Source organism: Sediminibacterium soli (genome assembly GCF_009939225.1).
Lineage (GTDB): Bacteria > Bacteroidota > Bacteroidia > Chitinophagales > Chitinophagaceae > Sediminibacterium > Sediminibacterium soli.
In genome coordinates this window covers 589,025-609,438 of record NZ_JAACJR010000006.1, presented here as the reverse complement: position 1 = coordinate 609,438, position 20,414 = coordinate 589,025, and the positions used below count along the sequence as shown (strand labels likewise).

The 20,414-nt window shown below is 52.6% G+C and carries 18 protein-coding genes; 8 read left to right on the top strand and 10 right to left on the bottom strand.

Features of this window, described 5'->3' with window-relative positions; all coding sequences use genetic code 11:
- Positions 1-79 precede the first annotated feature (79 nt).
- Positions 80-2,869, bottom strand: a complete 2,790-nt coding sequence (locus GWC94_RS06675; RefSeq protein WP_161834250.1) for a M14 family metallopeptidase — start codon at positions 2,867-2,869, stop codon at positions 80-82.
- A gap of 108 nt (positions 2,870-2,977) precedes the next feature.
- A complete protein-coding gene (locus tag GWC94_RS06670) occupies positions 2,978-3,463 on the bottom strand; it encodes a helix-turn-helix domain-containing protein (protein ID WP_161834249.1) in 486 nt (161 codons plus the stop codon).
- Positions 3,464-3,568: 105 nt separating this feature from the next.
- On the opposite strand from GWC94_RS06670, the gene GWC94_RS06665 reads away from it, so the two are divergent.
- Positions 3,569-4,378 carry a CPBP family intramembrane glutamic endopeptidase gene (locus GWC94_RS06665; RefSeq protein WP_161834248.1) on the top strand — a complete coding sequence of 270 codons (810 nt, stop codon included), beginning with the start codon at positions 3,569-3,571 and terminating at the stop codon, positions 4,376-4,378.
- 20 nt (positions 4,379-4,398) lie between these two features.
- Here GWC94_RS06665 and GWC94_RS06660 read toward each other — a convergent pair whose 3' ends face one another.
- Both GWC94_RS06660 and GWC94_RS06655 read right to left on the bottom strand, forming a co-directional pair.
- A complete protein-coding gene (locus GWC94_RS06660; RefSeq protein WP_161834247.1) occupies positions 4,399-4,815 on the bottom strand; it encodes an SET domain-containing protein in 417 nt (138 codons plus the stop codon).
- A gap of 42 nt (positions 4,816-4,857) precedes the next feature.
- Positions 4,858-5,262: a response regulator gene (locus tag GWC94_RS06655; protein WP_161834246.1), complete on the bottom strand. Its 405-nt coding sequence runs from the start codon at positions 5,260-5,262 to the stop codon at positions 4,858-4,860.
- A gap of 435 nt (positions 5,263-5,697) precedes the next feature.
- Here GWC94_RS06655 and GWC94_RS06650 point away from each other — a divergent pair, with 435 nt between their 5' ends.
- From GWC94_RS06650 to GWC94_RS06635, 4 genes are read left to right on the top strand one after another with little or no spacing between them, the layout of a single operon-like run.
- A complete protein-coding gene (locus tag GWC94_RS06650; protein ID WP_161834245.1) occupies positions 5,698-6,030 on the top strand; it encodes a hypothetical protein in 333 nt (110 codons plus the stop codon).
- Complete coding sequence (locus GWC94_RS06645) at positions 6,030-6,686, top strand: hypothetical protein (RefSeq protein ID WP_161834244.1); 657 nt, start codon at positions 6,030-6,032, stop codon at positions 6,684-6,686. Before GWC94_RS06650 ends, GWC94_RS06645 begins: the two co-directional genes overlap by 1 nt.
- Positions 6,647-7,393 (top strand): sensor histidine kinase, encoded by a 747-nt coding sequence (locus GWC94_RS06640; protein ID WP_161834243.1) that lies wholly within the window; start codon positions 6,647-6,649, stop codon positions 7,391-7,393. Before GWC94_RS06645 ends, GWC94_RS06640 begins: the two co-directional genes overlap by 40 nt.
- Positions 7,390-8,052: a response regulator transcription factor gene (locus tag GWC94_RS06635; RefSeq protein WP_161834242.1), complete on the top strand. Its 663-nt coding sequence runs from the start codon at positions 7,390-7,392 to the stop codon at positions 8,050-8,052. The genes GWC94_RS06640 and GWC94_RS06635 overlap by 4 nt, the downstream gene beginning before the upstream one ends.
- Before the next feature lie 18 nt (positions 8,053-8,070).
- Here GWC94_RS06635 and GWC94_RS06630 read toward each other — a convergent pair whose 3' ends face one another.
- Entirely contained in the window at positions 8,071-9,561 is a 1,491-nt protein-coding gene (locus GWC94_RS06630) for a TolB family protein (protein WP_161834241.1), read from the bottom strand.
- A gap of 291 nt (positions 9,562-9,852) precedes the next feature.
- Here GWC94_RS06630 and GWC94_RS06625 point away from each other — a divergent pair, with 291 nt between their 5' ends.
- Positions 9,853-11,292, top strand: a complete 1,440-nt coding sequence (locus GWC94_RS06625; RefSeq protein ID WP_161834240.1) for a Gfo/Idh/MocA family protein — start codon at positions 9,853-9,855, stop codon at positions 11,290-11,292.
- A gap of 242 nt (positions 11,293-11,534) precedes the next feature.
- On the opposite strand, the gene GWC94_RS06620 is transcribed toward GWC94_RS06625, so the two are convergent.
- Genes GWC94_RS06620 through GWC94_RS06610 form a run of 3 tightly spaced genes read right to left on the bottom strand, consistent with a single transcriptional unit; the run spans position 11,535 to position 15,535 of the window.
- On the bottom strand, positions 11,535-13,181 hold the full coding sequence (locus GWC94_RS06620; protein ID WP_161834239.1) for a Na+/H+ antiporter: 1,647 nt from the start codon (positions 13,179-13,181) through the stop codon (positions 11,535-11,537).
- Between the two features lie 7 nt (positions 13,182-13,188).
- Entirely contained in the window at positions 13,189-15,153 is a 1,965-nt protein-coding gene (locus GWC94_RS06615) for a PAS domain-containing sensor histidine kinase (protein ID WP_161834238.1), read from the bottom strand.
- Positions 15,137-15,535, bottom strand: a complete 399-nt coding sequence (locus GWC94_RS06610; RefSeq protein WP_235918471.1) for a response regulator — start codon at positions 15,533-15,535, stop codon at positions 15,137-15,139. The genes GWC94_RS06615 and GWC94_RS06610 overlap by 17 nt, the downstream gene beginning before the upstream one ends.
- A 130-nt stretch (positions 15,536-15,665) precedes the next feature.
- Between GWC94_RS06610 and GWC94_RS06605 the strand changes: the two genes are divergently transcribed.
- Together GWC94_RS06605 and GWC94_RS06600 are read left to right on the top strand one after the other, a co-directional pair.
- Positions 15,666-17,522 carry an ABC transporter ATP-binding protein gene (locus GWC94_RS06605; protein ID WP_161834236.1) on the top strand — a complete coding sequence of 619 codons (1,857 nt, stop codon included), beginning with the start codon at positions 15,666-15,668 and terminating at the stop codon, positions 17,520-17,522.
- 123 nt (positions 17,523-17,645) lie between these two features.
- A complete protein-coding gene (locus tag GWC94_RS06600) occupies positions 17,646-18,092 on the top strand; it encodes a DUF3276 family protein (protein ID WP_161834235.1) in 447 nt (148 codons plus the stop codon).
- Between the two features lie 88 nt (positions 18,093-18,180).
- Here GWC94_RS06600 and GWC94_RS06595 read toward each other — a convergent pair whose 3' ends face one another.
- Positions 18,181-18,672 carry a GNAT family N-acetyltransferase gene (locus GWC94_RS06595; protein WP_161834234.1) on the bottom strand — a complete coding sequence of 164 codons (492 nt, stop codon included), beginning with the start codon at positions 18,670-18,672 and terminating at the stop codon, positions 18,181-18,183.
- Between the two features lie 65 nt (positions 18,673-18,737).
- The gene (gene pgi / locus GWC94_RS06590; RefSeq protein WP_161834233.1) at positions 18,738-20,396 is read right to left on the bottom strand and encodes a glucose-6-phosphate isomerase; all 1,659 of its coding nucleotides are present in this window, start codon (positions 20,394-20,396) and stop codon (positions 18,738-18,740) included.
- Positions 20,397-20,414 lie beyond the last annotated feature (18 nt).

Here is a 20,414-nt window from a genome sequence, read left to right as displayed (position 1 = left end):
CATAGTTGACCGGTATTATTTCCTGCCGGTCAGCTATGCAGGTCTTGCCCCATCCGTTTTTCGTTATTCAATACCTCAGCTATTTCTTCCCGGCGGCCTCCGCATACAGCTGGTTGAACAGCAGTTTGAACGTGCCATGCGTCTGCGCGCGGAACGTGATCTCCGGACCAAAGGCATACAGCCTGCCCTGGCCAACCTTGGCAACAAATGCGGCAACGCCGTCTTTGAGGTAGGATTGTCCCCAGGCCCATCCGCTGCGCAGCGGTTTATCGTTAGGGAACCAGGCGATCGGCCGCACCGTTCCTTTTGCATTGGCATCGGGCGCTATGTTGAATACGGGACTTGCATCGAAATATACATCCGCTTCCGTGTTCATACCCCAGGCAGTGGCATCCGTTGGATCGATGCTCACGCGGAGGATGCTTCCGGGGATATAATATTTTTCATTCGGTAAACGCTGTAACTGTCCGTTTACCATTTCCTGCAACGCATTGCTTACCGGAAGGTTCAGGTGGTAGGCAAGATTGGTGCTGGAGCCGATGGTCACCACATTACCGCCTGCTTCCAGGAATTTGCGGAGCTCCGGAACCGATTTGTCTGCGCTGAGCCTGCCGATCCTTGCCCTGAATTCCTCGGGAATATCGGCCGCGTTCGGCGCATTGAATCCGCCTCCGAATCCGCCGCGTTGCGGGTTGCCTCCACCAGGCGGTGGGGGAATGGCGCCGTCAACAAAAATGATCACATCGTATCTGGAACGCAGGTTACCGGTATCGATGTCTTTTGCATACACCACATCAACAGGGAAATGGTATTGCTCCATGATAAAACGCACCCATCCCGATGGCATGGATCCGCCGTATACATCCCATAACGCAATACGAGATGGGGCGATCTTCTGCATGGCAGCAGGCTTCTTCGTCACCGAGGCTACCTGCATACCCAGTTCGGTACCCGCTTTGCCGATAATCGATTTTGCCTTTGCCGAAGCAGGCACAAAGAACGACCCGATGCCGGCACCGGGCAGGGCCTCCTGCACACGGTAAACCTCCACACCTTCTTTCAGCAGGTCGTTGGCGGCGATAAAGGAACTGTTGGACTGTGCATTCAGCAGATAACCCGCGCCACCCGAAGAAAGGGCCGGTGCGGCAGACTGCAGCTCGCCGTAGGGAATGCGCTGGAAGGGGCCATCGAATGCCTCCTGTATTCTGTCGAACTGTACGCCCATGGTGTAGGCCAGCGTCCATCCCGCCGCATCATAGGGTGGAATGGGAGGGCCGCCGGGGTACTGAAAATCATTCGGGTGGTCCTGCGGCTCGAACATATCGAGTACATGCGGGCGAAAAGCCTGGTCGGTTTTTACCACATAGGAGCCGGCGGGATAAGTTTTACCCTGTACGGAGAACGGAGCCGTGGCTTTCTGTACCAGCACACCGGTTCTGATCAATGCATTCAGGAATTTAACGGCCGTTGGAAGATCGGGCTGGTCGGCAGGGAGAATAAAGCCGCGTGCATCGCGTAGTGCGGGGTTTTTAAACACGCTGTCGTAAAACCGCAGGGGCACGGTATTGGCACCGAATGCGCCGCCAGCACCTGCTGCTGCAGTGATGCCGCGGTTGTTTGCCGCATTGCGCTGCTGGTCTGCCTGGTGCATCTGGTTGATCTCGGCAATGCGTTTGGGTGATAAGGTCCAGTAATCCCTGCTGCCGCGTTCGATGGAATTGCGTCCCATCTTATACATATTGTACAACAGCTCATCACTGTTGCGGCTGGCGAAATCCAGTACGGCATAGTTGAGTGAAATGGAGTAATCGATCGACTGCCGGAAATACCATTTCTGCGGTATAACGGGCATCGGCGTGGCACCGCTCGGTATCAGTCGCGAGGGCACCAGCGGTATATCGGAGGGCGTGGGGCTTCCGATGATCTCGGTCAGCAGTCCCACCATATTGTGAAAATAGGTGGTGGTACGCAATCCGCCGTTATACCAGGTAGAGAAACTGGAACCGTTGCGCTCCGTATAGCCGGGTTTGCCTTCCACATTCAGGCGGTTGCTCATGGCTGCGCCAACGGCGTCGAGACTGGTGATGATAATCGGATCGAACACATAATTAAACGGATCGCGATAAGGTGCGCCTGCAACCACCGAACCGGCAGGCCCGGCCTGGTGGTGGTTGTACATGATCTGCGGCAGCCATTCAATGTATAACTGGCGATTGATGTTCTGCGATTCACGCAGGTTCATCATAAAAAAATCGCGGTTGTTGTCGTGACCGGCATATTTCTCATACAGCCTTGGCAGCTGGCTGGTGGAACGTTTTTCCGGAACTGTGTTGCGCATGTACCAGTTGGACACCAGTTCCTGTCCGTCGGGGTTGGCATGTGTGGCCAGGATGATCACTTTATCCAGTATGCGCATGGTTTCGGGATCCCTGCGTGTGGTGAGCTGGTAAATGAGTTCGATCAGCTGGTGAGCACCCACCACTTCGGTTGCATGCAGGCCGCCATCGATCCAGACAATGGTTTTGCCTTCGGCGGCCATGGCGCGGGCCTGTTCTTCGGAAATGCCTTCCGCATGCGCCAGGGTACGCGAGATTTCTTTGTAGCGATCCAGTTTTTTATGGTTCTCAGGCGAGGTGATCACCACCATAAACTGGGAACGGCCCTCTTCTGTCTGGCCGATGTCGACATACCTGGCGCGGTCACTGCCCGCCGCCACTTTTTTTACGTAGGCCTCGGTCTGGGTATAATTGGCCAGCATGTAATTGTCGCCAATATTGAAACCAAAATGTTCTTTGGGTGTTGGAACGTTCTGGGCCTGCGAAGCCATTGCCATAAAAAGCAGGAGCAGGGCGCCGGAGATTTTGCGCATCAGTCAGTTGGTTTTAGGGTTAAGAACCTGATGCGATAAATATAAAGGATAATTGGTAACAGGCAGGCGGAATTAGGTAAACAGCAGCGCAGGCAGGGCCACCGCGTTTCATCTCCATATCCGCAGCAGCGACGCAAAATAAACGGCGATGATCACCATCCAGAACAGGATCGCTTCAAAAGCTGTTTCGGGAAAACGGGCGGATTGAAAAATAAACGCCATTCCGCCAAGCAGTAACAGCAGACCCGTGCCGATCGATGCAATTACCCTGCGTATGCGGTTGCTGCCGGGATCATGCGAGAGCGCCACGGCCCGGTGCACATCGGTTTCTTCAGCCCCAACGGGGTGCAGTTCCCGCGTCGCTTCCTGTTTGCCGGTGTAGACATCGGCCACTTCGTTGAGCACGCCCAGGTATTCGGCGAGGACTTTTACGGTATATGCCCGGGGTATCACTTCTTCATTCTCGATACGCTGCACAGAGCGGAGGCTGATGCCGGTTTTCTCTGAAAGCTCCTGTTGCGTAATGCATTTTGCCATACGGCCGTTCCGGATAACAGCGGAAACAGGATGGTTGCCGGGTGCTTGTACTTGCATAGGTTATTGGCTTCTCAGCGCGTCATTGCTACGTCATTGGGCAATGACGCAGCAACGCGGGTTCTAAAGTAATAGTTTTGAACCTGACCAAAAAACCGATTCTTTATGGGGGGTAATAAGAACCTTGTACCCATGCTGTTGTACCTGCTGCTGTTCTGGGCCGGCTGGCTATTGGTTACCCGTGCCGTGGCGCCCCTGCTTGCCGGATTTTTCCATGCCGGTGCACAGGCATTGGTCATCGGTCTCACAGGTACCGCTACGGCTGTGCTCGCCACCTGGCTGGCGCGCCGGAAAGACAGGTCCTATATACCGCGTAACGAAGCGGTTTTGCGGGCGGCGGTACTGCTGCATTTTTTAAAGGGTTTCCTGGCAGGGGCCTTTTTGCTGGCGCTGATCGTTTTATCGCTGGTTGCGATCGGCGGTATGCGCCTGGAGTCGGCCGGCTGGCAACCCGAACCGGAACTGATCGTTTTTTATGCAGGCATCATCCCGCTGGCGCTGATGGAGGAAATAGCGTTCAGGGGTTATCCTTTTGAGGCCCTGCAGCAGCGGGCGGGTCTGGGAACGGCGCAATTTGTTACGGCTGTCTGCTTTGCCCTTTACCATATTTCGCCGCATTACAGCCTGCAGCAGGCTTTTGCGGGGCCGTTTGTATGGGCGCTGCTGTTCGGACTTGCTGCTGCATGGTCGCGGGGCTTAGCGGTGCCAACGGGTATGCATGCAGCGCTGAACCTGGGGCAGGTGCTGCTGGGTATGAAGGGAAAAACAGGCGCTCTGTTCCAGCCGGTCTTCCGCAATGCTCCGGATGCCGTAAAAAGCAACCATACAGGGCTGGCATGGCAGGCCATCCTGCTTGCCGCCGGGATACTGCTGACCTGGTATTCCATCAGGCGTAAAAAAACGGTGGATGGGTAGGGTTGGCGTGAGCCGGCACGTTATTTCTCCAGTTTTTCATTCTCCCTGCGTATAGCCCAGTATTCCCTTCCGTAACCCACCAGTATTTCCTCGCCGGGCCGGATGGCGCGTTTGGATTTGATATACACTTTGCGGCCAACGGTTACATACTCGCTGTTGTTGGTAAGGCCTTTTTGTTTTACCATGCCTCTTGCATCGTTGGCATAGCGCGCCAGCGCTTTTTTGTGCGGGTAGGCATCAATCACATGGTTGCGGTTTACATAGAACAGGTAACCGTTATCGTGCTCGTCCCTGAATGCGCTCCAGGGTTTTACACGTCCGGTATATTCCACGATATGTGTGCCTTTCGGAATAAATTCTCTGGTGAAAAGTCCGTTTCCTGCGCCCGGTAACTTCGAGCGTTTAACCAACAGGTTTTTTTTTTCGATTGTGTTCATAATGTCTGCGTACGAAAACCGGGCCACCGGCGGCGTGGGGTATTATAGTTGTTTTGCCAGCGCGATGATCCTGTTGGCCAATTGCACCAACTGTTCAAAATCGGATGGTTTGATAAAATATTTGGAAGCGCCCTGTATCATGCAGGCCTCCACCACCGAGGGAGAAGCCGCCGTGCTGACGATCACTTTGGGAGTATTGTCGTACCGTGCCTCGTTCGATAAACGCCGGAGAAATTCTTCCCCGTTCATCATGGGCATATTGTAATCGGATACGATGATGGAAGGTTGCTCCGATTTTTCCACGGCAACTAGATGGGCAAGCGCCTCATCGCTGCGGGTAGCGAACTGCACCCGCACAGCGGTGTCCGCAGATTCGAACGCCTGTTTCATCAATACCTGGTCGTCCAGGTCATCATCAATAACAAACACCTTTAATATATCCTTCATACAGTATCGTAGGCAATGTTACGTGCTTATGGGTAATCTACCGAATGTTTGTTGCGATGACAGGCTATACCATCCCGGTTGTTCACAGGAAAAATATCCGGGATACTACGCAGCAGAATACGTAGTTCTACGCAGTTGTGGCCGCAAAAACCAGCTTACTATTACAACTGCAAAATGTTCCTGTACGTACTGTACGTTACGATTCATAACCTCAATACGATTCCGGATATCGGCGGCGCCGGGGGGAACCAGCCGAAACATGACTGCACCAGCCTCTTCCCGTAAGAGGCTTTTTGTTTCAGGGAAGGGAATTGCCTTATCTTTCCATTGTTGCGTAAGGCCGGGAAATTGCGTAGTTCTACGTTACAGATCGCGTACCATTACGGTTTACCGCATTGTTTTTTTCAAGAAATTGCCTTACCGAAACTAACCCCTATGAGCATTTCCCCAACCAGCCACCGTATACTGGTGGATGAAGCCGTGGTCATGACCACCGCCTACCGGACTGTACGCCCGGAGAATTACCCTGTCTGCGAAACATTTGGCCGGCATGCATTCGACGCGCTGCTGAACCAGCCCGACTGTGTTGCCATCAGGATCTATTATGGTCTTAAGGAAGACAAGACCGTACATGCCATCCTGGTGGGTGTGAACAGCAAGGATGAAGACATCGTAACAGGCGGTGTGGGCGGAGATGGTGACCTTGTATTTGAGGATGCCACGCGTTGTCCGGATACCTGTCCGCCAGCATCACCGTTAAACAGCTGATGAAGAAATTTCTTTTATTACATTATTCGGCGCTGACAGGTCTGCTGCCTGCGATCCTGGGGGCTTTTCGTTTCAGACGCGCCCCCGCGATCTACCGGCCGTTTTTTTATTTCCTGTGGCTGGCCGTATTCGGCGATATCAGCGGCATACTTTGTGTGTATGCATTCCGCAACAATATCGCGCATTCCAATGTCTATGTGCTGGCGGAGTTCCTGATGCTGCTATGGCTGTTCTATCGCTGGAACCGGTCGCCCAGAAAAACAAAATACTGGGTCATCGGCGGTATCGGGGTGGCGGTATGGATACTGGATAACCTGGCATGGCATACCGTTTACCGCGAGATCAATTCGCTTTACCGGGTGTATTACTGTATGGTGATCGTTTTTCTAAGTATCGACCTGATCAACAAACTGATCATTTTCGAGCGGAAGAAACTGCTTCGCAATGCGATGTTCCTGGTATGTGTGACCTTTGTCTTTTATTTCGCTTACAAAGCGTATATCGAATCTTTTTACGTGCTGCAGTTTTCGTTTTCGCGCGGGTTTTACAATTCCATTTTTTATGTTTTGCGGATAATCAACGTACTTAGCAACCTGATGTATTCGATCGCGTTATTATGCATCCCGAAGAAACTCGAATTTTCTATGCCACGTTGATAGGTGCCGGTGTACTGGCTATGCTGGTGGTATTTTTTGTGGTTACGATACTGCGTCACCAGCGGCGTAAAATGGAACTGGAACGACAGCAACTGGTATCCGAGATACTGTTGCTCGAAACGGAGAGAGGGCGTATTGCCGCCGACCTGCACGACGAACTGGGTTCGCTGGTATCTGCCATCAAACTCAATATGCAGTGCCTCAACACTGCCGACCCGGAAGACGCCGATATCCTGGAAAGAACCGGTGGGTACATCGATACCACCATGCAGAAGATCCGCGAAATATCCAATAACCTGATGCCGAAATCGCTGCAGAAAAAAGGACTGGTATCCGCCATCCGCGAGTTCACGGATATGATCGGGCATTCGGGCTCGCTGAAGCTGCGGTTTGATGCCAGTCCGGAACTGATCAGGATGCCGGCCGAGAACGAGATCCATGTTTACCGCGTAGTACAGGAGATCACCAATAACGCGCTGAAACATGCCAACGCCGCGCATATTCAGGTAACGCTGAGAGCAGACGACAAAAAACTGCACCTGCTGGTCAGCGACGACGGACAGGGTTTTCATACCGGAGAGGCAGGCAAAAAGCAGGGGCACGGACTGCAGAACATCATGCGCCGGGTTGACATGCTGCAGGGCAGTATTTACCTGGAGAGCCAGCCCGGTGCCGGCACGCAATACACAATAGAGATACCGTTATGAGCGAAGAAAAAAAGATAAGACTGCTGATTGCCGATGATCATGATGTTTACCGCGATGGACTGCAGCTCCTGCTGAGCAAAGATCCGGGTATCGTGGTGGTAGACGAGGCGGCCAATGGCAAAGAACTGCTGGAGAAAATACTGGTCACCAAACCCGATATCGTGCTTACCGATCTGCGTATGCCGGTAATGGATGGGGTAGAAGCGATTGCCAGTATTGTGCAGCTGTTCCCGATGGTAAGAACCATTGCCCTTTCAACCTTCGACAGCGAACACCTGATCGTGGAAGCGCTGGAAGCTGGCGCACTGGGATACATCATCAAGAACGCGCAGAAAGGAGAGATCATCGATGCGGTCCGGACCGTGTATGAAGGCCATCCCTATTACTGTAAATCCACTTCGGTGCGACTGGTAAAAATGATCTCCAACAGTCATTTCAATCCCTATAAGATCAAAGAGCAGAACCTGTTCTCTGATAAGGACAAAGAGATCATCCGGATGATCTGCGAGGAAAAATCCAACAGGGAGATCGCCGAAGTCCTGTTCATGAGCCCCCGCACGCTCGAGGGCATACGCGCCCGTATCCTCGAAAAAATGAAGGTCAAAACCGCCGCGGGTATCGCCATTTACGCAATCAAGAATTCGTTGTACCGGTTGTGAAGCCGTTGTGCCGTGCCGCTACATACCGCTGTTGCTGATAAACGCCACCATTTTCCCGTCGGGCGACCAGCTTGGCACATTGATGGTTCCCTGTCCGCCGAATATATACCCAATCGTTTTGGGAACACCTCCCGCCGCCGGCATAAGACGCAGGTAGGTTTTCTTGTAAAATGGGTGGGTGGACGGATCCATATCCGGTGGAAAGGAGAGGTATACGATCCACTTGCCGTCGGGTGAAAAATGCGGGAACCAGTCGTTGTATTCGTCAAAGCTTACCTGTTCCTGTCCGGAACCGTCGGGCCGCATCCGCCAGATCTTCATGGTGCCCGTTCGCACAGAATTGAAGTAAATGTATTTTCCGTCGGGACTGTATTCGGGTCCGTCGTCGAGTGTTGCGCCGTCGGTAAGCCGGGTCTCTTTTCTGGTTGCCAGATCGATGGCGTAAATATCCCAGTCGCCGTTTCGCTGCGCGGTATACACCAGCCTGCGGCCATCGGGCGACCAGCCATGCAGGTAGGAATGCGCCGTATCGGGTGTTACCTGTTCGGGATGGTCGGAACCGGTAACGGGTAATATAAAGATCGTTGAGCTGCGCCTGGATCCGGTATGGTTGCTGATGCCGAGCATTTTACCGTCGAATGAAAGTACATGGTCGTTGTTGTTGTCGCGCGCAGAGCCCGTGGGCAGGGTACTGATTTGGCCGGTGGCGATCTCGTAGCGTTTGATCAGTCCCTGTTCACTGTAGATCAGGTACCTGCCATCAGGCGTCCAGTTGGGCGCCTGTAATGAATTGGGTGCGCTGTGCAATATCTTCCTGTGACCGGTGGCTATGTCCATGATCTCGAGATGGCTGCCCAGGTAATCGCGGTATGGCCTGAAGCCCGGCGCGGGGGGAATGATGATCTGCACATTGCTGAAGACCGCCTGCTCGGTAACATCTTCCTGGTGCGAGCAGATAAAAATGCCCGCATACAATTCCTCGGGCATAACCAGCTGTTTGCTTACCGAACGATAGGTTTGTCCGAAACTGGCTGCGGAAAAGGTAAAGGTATTGCCGCTGCGTTCCAGTTCGATCTCCGTGGGATGAAAAGAGGATACGATCACCTGCCCGGTGGTATCGCCGTCTGCACCGCGGTATTGCAGCGATGACAGTTCATCGCCGTGCACGCAGGCATCGGCATAACGGGCATCCGGCGTGCGTTTTTCCCTTGCCATGATACCGATCTTCCGGTGCGCGGCAACCCCTTTGCCGATAAAACGCACCGTTGCGCGAATGATAAAATCGCCCTTGATTTTTTTCCAGGCAAAATGAAACTGGTCTGTTCTTGCCCAGATATTGGCGCCTGCGCCCGAGAGACGGTATACCTGCCTGTCCGCATCGTATACCAGGTTGCCTTTTTGGCCGGGCGCACCGATGTCTTCGTGGTGCTGAAAAATACCAACGGGATTGTATTGCGCAGAACCGGTGCAGACCCAGGTTATGGCAACAAGCAGGAATAACTGTTTCATAGGTTTCGGGTTAATGGTAAGATACGGTATGCAACGGAAAAATGCAATCGGTTTCATTTATCCGCAGAAACCTGTATATTAGCCCTGCGATGCCTGACAGCCAAAAACAGCCAGTGAATACCTGCCTTGCTGCCCACCTTATTGAACGAAATGCCGGGATACCGAAACAGGATATGTATTCCCCCCGATCTGTCCGGTTTCTTCCCGGCTTCTTTCAGTTCTGCCGGCAGAGGCGCCACCGGCCAACAGACCCGTTAATAACCAGCTAAATCTTCTAACAAGCAAAGCCATATGAAAAAAGCAAACCCGAAGGAATTATCGAGAAGAACTTTTCTTGCCTCTTCTGCAAAAGCCACTGCCGCATCGGCCATTGCCATGAGCGGTTTTCCGACCATCGTTCCTGCAAGTGTATTCGGCAAAAATGCGCCGAGTAATACGGTCAATATCGGTCAGATCGGTATCGGCCGCATTGCACGCGGTCACGATCTTCCCTCCACCATGAAATACGATGATGCGCGTGTGATCGCAGCCGCGGATTTTGACGGGGTAAGACTCGATTCCGGAAAAAAATTCATCGAGGATTTTTACAGCAAGCAGAAAAACACTTCGGTGAGCGTAAAGACCTACGACGATTACAAAGACCTGATCCACGACAAAGACATCGACGCCGTGCTGATCAGCACACCCGATCACTGGCATGCGCAGGTGGCCGTGGAAGCTGCGCTTGCGGGCAAACATATTTATTGCCAGAAACCCACATCGCTTACCATTGAAGAGGGCAGGCAGATGAGTGATTTCATCCGTAAATCCGGCGTGGTTTTCCAGCTCGGCAGCCAGCAGCGTTCGCTGGATCCCTGGCCGCAGTTCAAGAAAGCCTGCGAGCTGGTGCGCAACGGCCGCATCGGTCAGCTGAAAACGGTTAAGATCGGTCTGCCCGGCGACCCTGCCGGCGGCAAAACAACAGAGATGCCCGTGCCCGGTCGGTTCAACTACGATGCCTGGCTGGGATCAACCCCCTATATCTATTATACCTTCGACCGCGTGCATGCACAGACCGATGTGAATGCAAGACCGGGATGGCTTCGCCTGGAACAGTTTGGTGCAGGCATGATCACCGGCTGGGGTGTACACCATATCGATATCGCGCATTGGGGAATGGGAACCGAATACACAGGCCCATCGGAAGCAACCTGCGTAAGTGTTGAGTTTCCGAAATCGGGATTGTGGAATGTACACGGCGATTTTGAAGTGCAGATGAAATACCCGAACGATGTAACCATGATCGTCAATCCCAAATTCCCGAACGGTATCCGTTTTGAAGGAACCAAGGGATGGATATTCTGCACACGCAGCGGGGGCGGCGCCACTTCTTCGGATCCTGCCACCAATGCACGCAACAAAGGCATCGATGCCAGCGATCCGAAAATACTGGAGTCCGTGATCGGCCCCAATGAGATCCACTTGTATGCAAGTCCCGAACAGCACCGCAACTGGCTCGATTCGATCAAAACAAAAAAACCGAATATCAGTCCGATAGAAGTGGCCCATCGTTCCTGCAGCGCCTGTCTGGTGGCACATGCCGCCATGAAATTCCCGAACCAGCGTTTGCAGTGGGACCCGGTAAAAGAACATTTCCGCAACCATGCCGAGGCCAACAAACTGCTGTCAAGACCGCAACGCTACCCCTACGGCACCAGCTATATCAAAGCGTCCGCTGCCAGGAAAGCGTAAGGATTAGCGGATTGGTGGATTATGGATTAGCGGATTTTGGCTTCGTGGGAAGGAGCAAGGATACAAAAGAGCAATTATTTACAAGTAAGGGTGAATGGTCTTAATGATCGTTCACTCATTATTTATAGGGCATACCGTGCCGATCAACAATCCGTAATCCACTAATCCGGAATCCGCTAATCCTTAGTACATTAACCCCTGCTTCCCGAACCATTATTCTAAATCGGTATAGCAATTTTCTATTAACCGGTGGTTTTTTCGGCGGAAGTGCCGGGCATATGCTGGTTGAGGCGCATGTCTTCGATATCGAGTTCGCGTTCCACTTCGCGGATCACGGTATCGCCGTAAGCGGCGTTTTTATGCAGCCGGATCAGGAGTTCGCGTTCAAAGTTGAGTATTTCCTGGCGGGCGCTGAGCAGGGGCGTGAGCAGCGGTGTTACGGGCGAAGTGTCTTCTGCCGCTTCCTTTCTTCTGTGCAGTTTGATCTCCCTGCTCAGTCTTGCGGCGCGTGTATCGAATGCCTGTTTGAGCTGCTCGCGGATATCATCGTCTATTTTCGTCTGCATATCCGTATCGATAAAATGCAGTACGCTGTTGGCAATATGGAGCTGCAGTTCTTTCTTTTCCCTGTTTTCCGAAACATCGGGTTTAAGCCGGAGCACCCTGATCAGCAACGGCAGGGTAATACCCTGTATCACCAGCGTAACAAAGATCACCACGAAGCTGAGAAAAAGAATCAGGTGCCGCTGCGGAAAAGGGCTTCCGTCGTTGAGCACAAAAGGCAGCGCCATGGCCGCCGCCAGCGACAGTACGCCGCGGGTGCCCGTCCAGGCTATCACCACCACATGCTTCCAGGAAACCGCTTCCGCATCTGAGTGGTTACCGCGCCGCCGGAACACGGTTGTCCAGTAAGCACCCGCAAATACCCAGATGATCCGCACCAGGATGGTCATGAGGCTGATGATGAGGCCGTAAAACACCAGTTCGCCCGTGGTAAATGCCCGTACCTGCCGGAGTATGCCCGGCAGTTGCAGTCCGATCAGGATAAACACAAACCCGTTCAGCAGGAATATGATGGTATCCCAGAGTGCGCGGGTATGCATTCTTGTCTGGTAGCTGAACACCTCGGGCGAGCGCCAGGAAATGACCAGGCCGGCGGTAACCACCGAGAGTATACCCGATACATGCATTTTTTCGGCGGCCAGGTAGGCGATATACGGGGTAAGCAGGCTGAGCCCTGTTTCCACCAGGGAATGGTCATTGATCTTTTTATGTACAGACACCAGGATATAACCGATGACGATGCCTGCCAGTATGCCGCCGCAGGCCACGAGCAGAAACTGCAAACCGGCATCCCAGAAAGCGAAACTGCCTGTTAACACGGCTGCCAGTGCATAACGGTAGGCAATCAGTGCCGAAGCATCGTTGGCCAGGCTTTCTCCCTCAATGATGGTGATCACGCGTTTGTTGAGGTTCATACCCCTGATGATGCTGGTGGTGGCCACCGCATCGGTGGGAGAGATGATGGAACCCAGTACAAAAGCCACGGCCCAGCCAAATGACGGGATCAGCCAGTGCACCGTTGCCGCAACCACCAGTGTTGTGCAGAACACCAGGCTGATGGCGAGCGCGGTGATGGGTCTGAGCGCCGCCTTGAATTCATTCCAGGATGTCTGCGATGCCGCATCGAAGAGCAGCGGCGGTAAAAAGATCAGGAATACGATCTGCGGATCGAGGGCAAGATCGGGAAGCGAGGGAATAAAACCGATCAGCAGCCCGGCCGCCACCAGCAGGATGGGCTGCGGTATGCGGACGCTGCTTTTTTCAAGCAGGGCCGATAAACTGATCAGTACGGCCAGCAGGAAGATGATGTTCCCGAAGTTCTCCATCGATCGGTTAGTTTACAGTGAGCAGGTACACGAAAAAACTGGCGCCCTTGCCGGGTTCGCTCTCGGCGCGGATATGCCCGTGGTGGTTGTCCGCGATCTTCTGGCAAAGCGCCAGCCCGATACCCGTTCCGGGGTAGCTTTTTTGTCCGTGCAGCCGTTGAAAAATGGTGAATATCCTGTCTGCGTATTGCTGCTCAAATCCGATGCCGTTATCGCGGAACTCCAGCTCAACATAGTCCATGCCGGGTTCCAGTTCTTTGTAAGCCCGGCTTTCCCTTGGTTTTAATTTGCGGGAATGGATCTCGATCACCGGCATTTTGTCAGAGAACTTGACGGCATTGCTGATCAGGTTAAAGAACAGCTGCTGCAGCTGCACCGGTATGCCCTTTACCACCGGCAGTCTGCCGCTGCGGATGGTTACCTGTCTTTCCGCGATCAGCAGCTCCAGGTCCGTTTTTACATTGGTCAGCATCTGGTTCAGGTCTACCCGTTCCAGCACCAGTTCTTTTGCCGAGAGCCGGCTGTAATCCAGCACTGACTGCACCAGCTGGGTCATACGCCTGGCGGAGGAACTGATCTTTTCAAGGTATTTTTTTGCCTGGTCGGGGTCGCCGATGTTTTTTTCGAGCACTTCTGTGAAGGTGCGGATCTTCCTCAGCGGCTCCTGCAGATCGTGCGAGGCGATGTAGGCAAACTGTTCCAGTTCCTTGTTCTGCGCTTCCAGTTCCCTGTTGTATTGCCTCAGCTGGTCTTCCGCCAGTTTTCGTTCGGTAAGATCGCGGGTCACTTTGGTGAACCCTACGATATGGTTATCGGAATCGTGCAGGGCCGTGATCACGGAACTTCCCCAGAAGATGGTATTGTCTTTGCGTATCCGCCATCCTTCGTGCATAGACCTGCCGGTGTCCACCGCTTCGCGTATCAGCGCCTCGGGCAGTTTGTTCTGCTGGTCTTCGGGAAGGTAGAATATGCGGAAGTGTTTGCCGATGATCTCCGATTCACGGTATCCTTTGATGCGCTCGGCGCCCTGGTTCCAGTTCAGTACATAACCGTCGTTGGAAAGAAGCAGGATGGCGTAGTCCTGCACCTCTTCCGTCATACGTGTGTACCGCTCCTCGCTTTTTTTCAGTTCTTCGTTGCTCTGCATCAGCGAGAGCGTTCTTTCGGCCACCAGTTTTTCGAGCAGCACTTCCTCGTTCTTCTGTTCCGTAACATCCACCACGATGCCGTACATGCGTTTGATCCGGCGGTCATTGGCCTGTATCACTTTGCCATGCACTTTTATCCAGCGCACCGATGCATCGGGCCAAACGATACGCGCCTCATATTGCAGCGCTCCGTTCTTCAGTGAATCGGCCACGGCTTTGTCGCGCATGGGTTTGTCGTCGGGATGCAAACGCGCCACCAGCATTTCATGGGTTACCCCGGGTAAAGCCTCAAATCCGAAGATTTCGATCAGCCGTTCCGAACTGTAAAACTCGGAAGTAGACAGGTTCCAGTCAAACGTGCCCATATTGGCCGCTTCAATGGCAATCCTGGCCCGCTGTTCGCTGGCGCGCAAGCTGTCTTCAAATATTTTGTATTCGGTGATGTCAACCACCGAGCCCACAAACCGCTCGGCTTCGCCATTGGCGTTAAAAGACACTTTGGCCTTGGGGTGTATCCAGCGCAGCTGGCTGTTATCGAACCGGTATATCCGGTAAATAACATCGTATTCTCCCGTTCCCTTTGGATCTATGGCGCGGGCCCTGGCGGCGGATACCGCCCCGCGGTCTTCGGGGTGAATATGCTGTTCAAAAGCGGTAAGGTCAATGGGGGTGCCGGGGGCAAGCCCGTGTATGGCGTAGCATTCGTTTGACCAGGTCATTTCACCGGTAAACGGAGAAAATTCCCAGGTGCCCAATTGTGACGATTCGATGGCAATCCTGAGCCGGGCTTCGTTTTCTACAATTCTTTTATGAATGTCCTCCATACAGCTCATTATCCTGGATAACCCGCGTCAGCCTGTCGGTAAGCGCTTTCAGTCCCGGTGGTTTCACAATAAAATCGGCTGCGCCCAGTCGCCTGCACTCTTCCATCACCCGCGGATCGGATGAAGTGGAATACATGAATACGGGTACCGGATCCAGCCGTTTGATTTTCCTGATCTCCGTCAGACATTCGCTGCCATTCATTTTCGGCATATTCAGATCGATGAAAATACCGGCGGGCATAAACGATTTGTCTTTCAGCTTGTCGAGCGCCTCAATGCCGTCGTTGGCAAATACACAGGCCGCATCCGGCTCCACCTCGGAAATCGCCAGCCCGAAGATCTCCTGATCGTCGGCGTCATCGTCTACAAAAAAATACAGCATGTAAAGTTTTTCAATAGTCATTAAATATACTCCAAACGGCGCAAAACACCAAGCGACCCGCCGGGTATTCCGTTCATCAATCCGACATTTTTGAAAGGCATTACACGCTACCTTTGTGCAAATTATTCGTTTGAAGCACCTGGGCGCACTCAATACCTATTTCTGGAAATACCGATACCGTTTTTTTATCGGTATTTTCTTTGTGATCGCCTCCAACTATTTTGCCGTGCTGGCACCACAGGTCACCGGCTTTGTGGTGAACCAGGTACAGCAACGGTTGCCGGGCGCCAGGCCATCGGCTACCAGACCGGTGCATGACGGACTGGTGGATATGTTTATCGATTGGGTGCAGTCAATGCACGTCAGTTTCGGCTGGCTGGTGGCACTGTGCAGTATGACCATTTTGCTGCTGGCGGTGATGCGGGGCATACTCATGTTCTTTATGCGGCAGACCATCATCGTTATGAGCCGCCATATTGAGTTTGACCAGAAGAACGAGATATTCCGTCATTACCAGGTGCTCGACAACGGTTTTTACAAAACGCACAGTACCGGCGACCTGATGAACCGCATGACCGAAGACGTAAGCCGCGTAAGAATGTACACCGGCCCGGCGCTGATGTATTTTATCAACCTGATTACCCTGATCGGGTTCTGCGTGGTGAATATGCTGCGCAAGGATGTTTACCTTACCATACTGGTTCTTGCACCGCTGCCGATACTTGCGGTTACGATTTATGTGGTGAACAGCATTATCAACAGGAAAAGCGAGCGGATACAATCCCTGTTATCGGATCTCACCACCAATGCGCAGGAATCCTTTTCCGGCATCCGTGTGATCAAATCGTTTGTACAGGAAAAAGCCATGCTGGGATTTTTTCGCCGCAACAGCGAGGAGTACCGCAAAAACGCCATAGGCCTGGCCAGGGTGGAAGCGATTTATTTTCCCAGCATGGCGCTGATGATCGGCATCAGCACGCTGATCACCATATGGGTAGGAGGGTTGCAGGCCCTGCAGGATACCAGCAGGATAGGGCTGATCGTGGAATTTGTGATCTATCTCAATATGCTTACGTTTCCGGTAAGCGCCATTGGCTGGACGGCGAGTATGATACAGCGCGCGGCTGCTTCGCAGAAAAGACTGAATGAGTTTTTGCAGACCGAACCCAAGATCGCCTCTTCTGCAAATCCCGAAACCGGGGGCATCGGCGGCGATATCGTGTTCACAGACGTACAGTTCACTTATCCGAATACGGGCATACAGGCCGTAAGGAATTTTAACCTCCGCATCGGCCAGGGACAAAAAGTGCTGGTACTGGGCAGAACCGGTGCGGGAAAATCAACACTTGCGCAGCTGCTGCTGCGGTTCTATGACCCGCAGCAAGGGCAAATCACGATCGGCGGACAGGACCTCAGGCAAATGAACCTGCAGCAACTGCGGGAGCAGGTGAGTTATGTGCCGCAGGATGTTTTTCTGTTCAGCGATACCGTCAGCAACAACATCAGTTTCGGGCTTAACCAGACGGCGCCGCAGGAAAAAGTGGTACAGGCGGCCGGTTTTGCAAGTGTTGATAAGGAGATAAGGGGTTTTTCGGAAGGATATGAAACGATGGTGGGGGAGCGGGGCGTTACGCTGAGCGGCGGACAGAAGCAGCGCATTTCGATCGCGCGGGCCCTGATCAAAGACCCCGGCATCATTGTATTTGATGACTGCCTGAGCGCCGTGGATGCAAAAACAGAGAACGAGATCATCGGCAACCTGTACCGGTTTCTTCACGATAGGACGGCCATCATCATCACCCACCGTATTTTTTCTTCGTTCCGGTTCGACAACATCATTGTGCTCGATAACGGCGAGATAGCGGAGCAGGGAACCCATGATGAACTGCTGGCCAGCAACGGTTACTATGCCGAACTGTACCGCCTGCAGTTAACCGAAAACCGCACAGCCGGTCTTTCCGGCAACGGCACCCACTGGCAGAATTGAGGTTTTTTCAGTGTTCCACACCTGTTTTTGGGGCTCGCCGATTAGTTTTCTTAAAATTTTGGTAATTCTGAAACAATCCTATATTTGTCAATCATCTAAATTCAAAACCAAAAACTACAGACTGTGGCGTACGAGAACAACGACAAAAAAATGGATAGTGTTTACAGCAAACGGATCAGGGCGGGCAAAAGAAGAACCTATTTTTTTGATGTAAGGGCAACCCGTGGTAACGATTACTTCCTTACCATTACAGAAAGCCGTAAACGTTTCGACGACAACGGTTACGACAGGCACAAGATCTTCCTGTACAAAGAAGATTTCAATAAATTCCTGAAAGCGCTGGGTGAGGCCATCGACTACGTAAAGACAGACCTGATGCCCGATTTTGATTTTGATGCATTTAACCATGAATATGCAGAAGGAGAAGGCGAGGGTGTTGTTGTAGAAATGGAAGCAGCCGCAGAACCTGCTGTAGTAGCGGCAGCCGAACCAGTAGCCGCAGCCCCTGCCCCTGTTGCAGAAGAAGCAGGTTCGTCAAGCCACGCTTCAGAAGAAGTAGATAAATGGTAAACAGAAAATAATTTGTAGTTGGCCTTCACAGTCGTGAGGGCTTTTTTTTGGATCATACGGCCTCCTGACAGAGAGAAACCGGCGGCGTCTACAGTTTTTTCAACATCCAGATACCGCAGCCGGTATGCCCGGTATTACCCATGGGTGCGGTAAGCGGCAGAAAGCCGAACTGTTCGTATACGCTGACAGCTTTGCTGAGTTCGGGCATGGTCTCCAGGTAAACCTGTTGGTAGCCCAGTTCCTTTGCCACCGAAAGGCAATGGTTGATCAGGCGGCGTCCCAGTCCCATACCGCGCGCTTCTTTTTTAAGGTACATTTTCACCAGCTCACAGGTGCCGTCCGGAAGTTCCCCGGTTGGAAAAATACCTGCCCCGCCGAGTATCCCGCTTTCCTGTTCCGCAATAAAATACCGGCTGCCCGCTGTTTCGGAAAACAGCTCATACAGGTGGTCGGTCGAGGCATCGTAATACACTGTTCCCGGGTGATTGGCCCCGAATTCTTCCAGGCTTTTCCGGATAATACGCGCAATAACCGCATTATCGGAAAACTGAATGGGACGCAGATGGATGTCTGGTTGCATAGGCTGCAGGGGTTTGACAAATCTCGGTAGTGCAACGGGGATCTCTGCGGCCACGCCGCAAAGACTCAGGGCTGCCGCATTTCCTTATACGCGTTGATCAGTCCGTTGGTGGATGCATCATGGGAACCCACAGCGGTATTGTTTTCCAGTTCGGGGAGAATCCGGTTGGCCAGCTGCTTGCCGAGCTCCACACCCCACTGGTCAAAACTGAAAATGTTCCAGATAACACCCTGTACAAATATCTTGTGTTCGTATAGCGCAATCAGGCTGCCCAGCGTAAAAGGCGTGATCTCCTTTATGAGAAACGAATTGCTGGGTTTGTTGCCTTCGAATATTTTGAAAGGGGTGAGGCGTTTTACCTCATCTTCTTTTTTGCCCGACTTAACCAGTTCTTCCTTCACTTCGGTTTCTGTTTTGCCGTTCATCAGCGCTTCGGTCTGGGCAAAGAAATTGGACAGGAGTTTGGTATGATGGTCGCCGATCGGGTTATGGCTGATCGCCGGCGCGATAAAATCGCAGGGGATCAGCAGGCTGCCCTGGTGTATCAACTGGTAAAAAGCATGCTGTCCGTTGGTGCCCGGTTCGCCCCAGATAACGGGTCCCGTGGCGTAGTTAACCGGGTTGCCGTTCCTGTCGGTGCTCTTACCGTTGCTTTCCATATTTCCCTGCTGGAAATAGGCTGCAAAGCGATGCAGGTACTGGTCGTACGGAAGGATGGCTTCGCTTTGCGCATCAAAGAAATTGGTGTACCAGATACCCAGCAACGCCATCAGTATGGGAATATTCTTGTCGGATTTCTCTTTCTGAAAATGTTCATCCGCGGCATAGGCGCCTTTGAGCAGCTGTTCAAAATGATCGTAGCCGATGGTCAGCGCAATCGACAGACCGATGGCACTCCAAAGGGAATAACGTCCGCCTACCCAGTCCCAGAACTCGAACATACTGGCTTTGTCGATGCCAAATGCCGTTACTTCTTTTTCGTTGGTGCTGAGTGCCACAAAGTGTTTGGCAATATGCGCCTCTTCTTTTGCCGATTCCAGGAACCAGCTGCGTGCGGTATGCGCATTGGTCATGGTTTCCTGGGTGGTAAAAGTTTTGGATGCCACGAGGAACAGCGTTTCTTCCGGGTTCAGTTTTTTCAGTGTTTCGGCAATATGCGTACCGTCTATATTGCTGACAAAAAACGACTCGATACCCTCTTTGCGGTAAGGACGCAGTGCTTCGGTAACCATAAAGGGTCCCAGATCGCTGCCGCCGATGCCGATGTTTACGATATAGCGGATTTTTTTGCCGGTATATCCTTTCCAGTTGCCGGAATGTACCTGGTTGCAGAAAAGACGCATCTGTTCCTGCACCTTGCGGATACGGGGCATGATGTCCTTGCCTTCTACCAGTATCACCGTATCGGAAAAATTACGGAGTGCGGTATGCAGCACCGAACGTTGTTCTGTTTCGTTGATGCGTATGCCCGCAAACATCTCATGGATGGCTTCCTTCACCTTACAGTCTTCTGCCAGCTGCAGTAACAGCTGCAGTGTTTTCTGGTTGATGATGTTCTTGGAATAGTCAAACAAAATATCGCCGAGGCGCAGCGAAAATTTCTGGAAACGTTCGGGATCGGCACTGAACAGGTCGCGCATATGGCGGCGGTTCATCTCTTCCTCGTGGTGCCTGGTCAGTAAAAACCAGGCCTGTGTGGTGGTCGGATTAATTCTTGGTAACATAATGCTAGGTCGATTATA

Excerpts from the sequence above, each read along its gene's own strand:
- GWC94_RS06675 (WP_161834250.1), bottom strand. The coding sequence starts at position 2,869 with ATGCGCAAAATCTCCGGCGCCCTGCTCCTGCTTTTTATGGCAATGGCT.
- GWC94_RS06670 (WP_161834249.1), bottom strand. The coding sequence starts at position 3,463 with ATGCAAGTACAAGCACCCGGCAACCATCCTGTTTCCGCTGTTATCCGG.
- GWC94_RS06665 (WP_161834248.1), top strand. The coding sequence starts at position 3,569 with ATGGGGGGTAATAAGAACCTTGTACCCATGCTGTTGTACCTGCTGCTG.
- GWC94_RS06660 (WP_161834247.1), bottom strand. The coding sequence starts at position 4,815 with ATGAACACAATCGAAAAAAAAAACCTGTTGGTTAAACGCTCGAAGTTA.
- GWC94_RS06655 (WP_161834246.1), bottom strand. The coding sequence starts at position 5,262 with ATGAAGGATATATTAAAGGTGTTTGTTATTGATGATGACCTGGACGAC.
- GWC94_RS06650 (WP_161834245.1), top strand. The coding sequence starts at position 5,698 with ATGAGCATTTCCCCAACCAGCCACCGTATACTGGTGGATGAAGCCGTG.
- GWC94_RS06645 (WP_161834244.1), top strand. The coding sequence starts at position 6,030 with ATGAAGAAATTTCTTTTATTACATTATTCGGCGCTGACAGGTCTGCTG.
- GWC94_RS06640 (WP_161834243.1), top strand. The coding sequence starts at position 6,647 with ATGCATCCCGAAGAAACTCGAATTTTCTATGCCACGTTGATAGGTGCC.
- GWC94_RS06635 (WP_161834242.1), top strand. The coding sequence starts at position 7,390 with ATGAGCGAAGAAAAAAAGATAAGACTGCTGATTGCCGATGATCATGAT.
- GWC94_RS06630 (WP_161834241.1), bottom strand. The coding sequence starts at position 9,561 with ATGAAACAGTTATTCCTGCTTGTTGCCATAACCTGGGTCTGCACCGGT.
- GWC94_RS06625 (WP_161834240.1), top strand. The coding sequence starts at position 9,853 with ATGAAAAAAGCAAACCCGAAGGAATTATCGAGAAGAACTTTTCTTGCC.
- GWC94_RS06620 (WP_161834239.1), bottom strand. The coding sequence starts at position 13,181 with ATGGAGAACTTCGGGAACATCATCTTCCTGCTGGCCGTACTGATCAGT.
- GWC94_RS06615 (WP_161834238.1), bottom strand. The coding sequence starts at position 15,153 with ATGGAGGACATTCATAAAAGAATTGTAGAAAACGAAGCCCGGCTCAGG.
- GWC94_RS06610 (WP_235918471.1), bottom strand. The coding sequence starts at position 15,535 with ATGCTGTATTTTTTTGTAGACGATGACGCCGACGATCAGGAGATCTTC.
- GWC94_RS06595 (WP_161834234.1), bottom strand. The coding sequence starts at position 18,672 with ATGCAACCAGACATCCATCTGCGTCCCATTCAGTTTTCCGATAATGCG.
- pgi (WP_161834233.1), bottom strand. The coding sequence starts at position 20,396 with ATGTTACCAAGAATTAATCCGACCACCACACAGGCCTGGTTTTTACTG.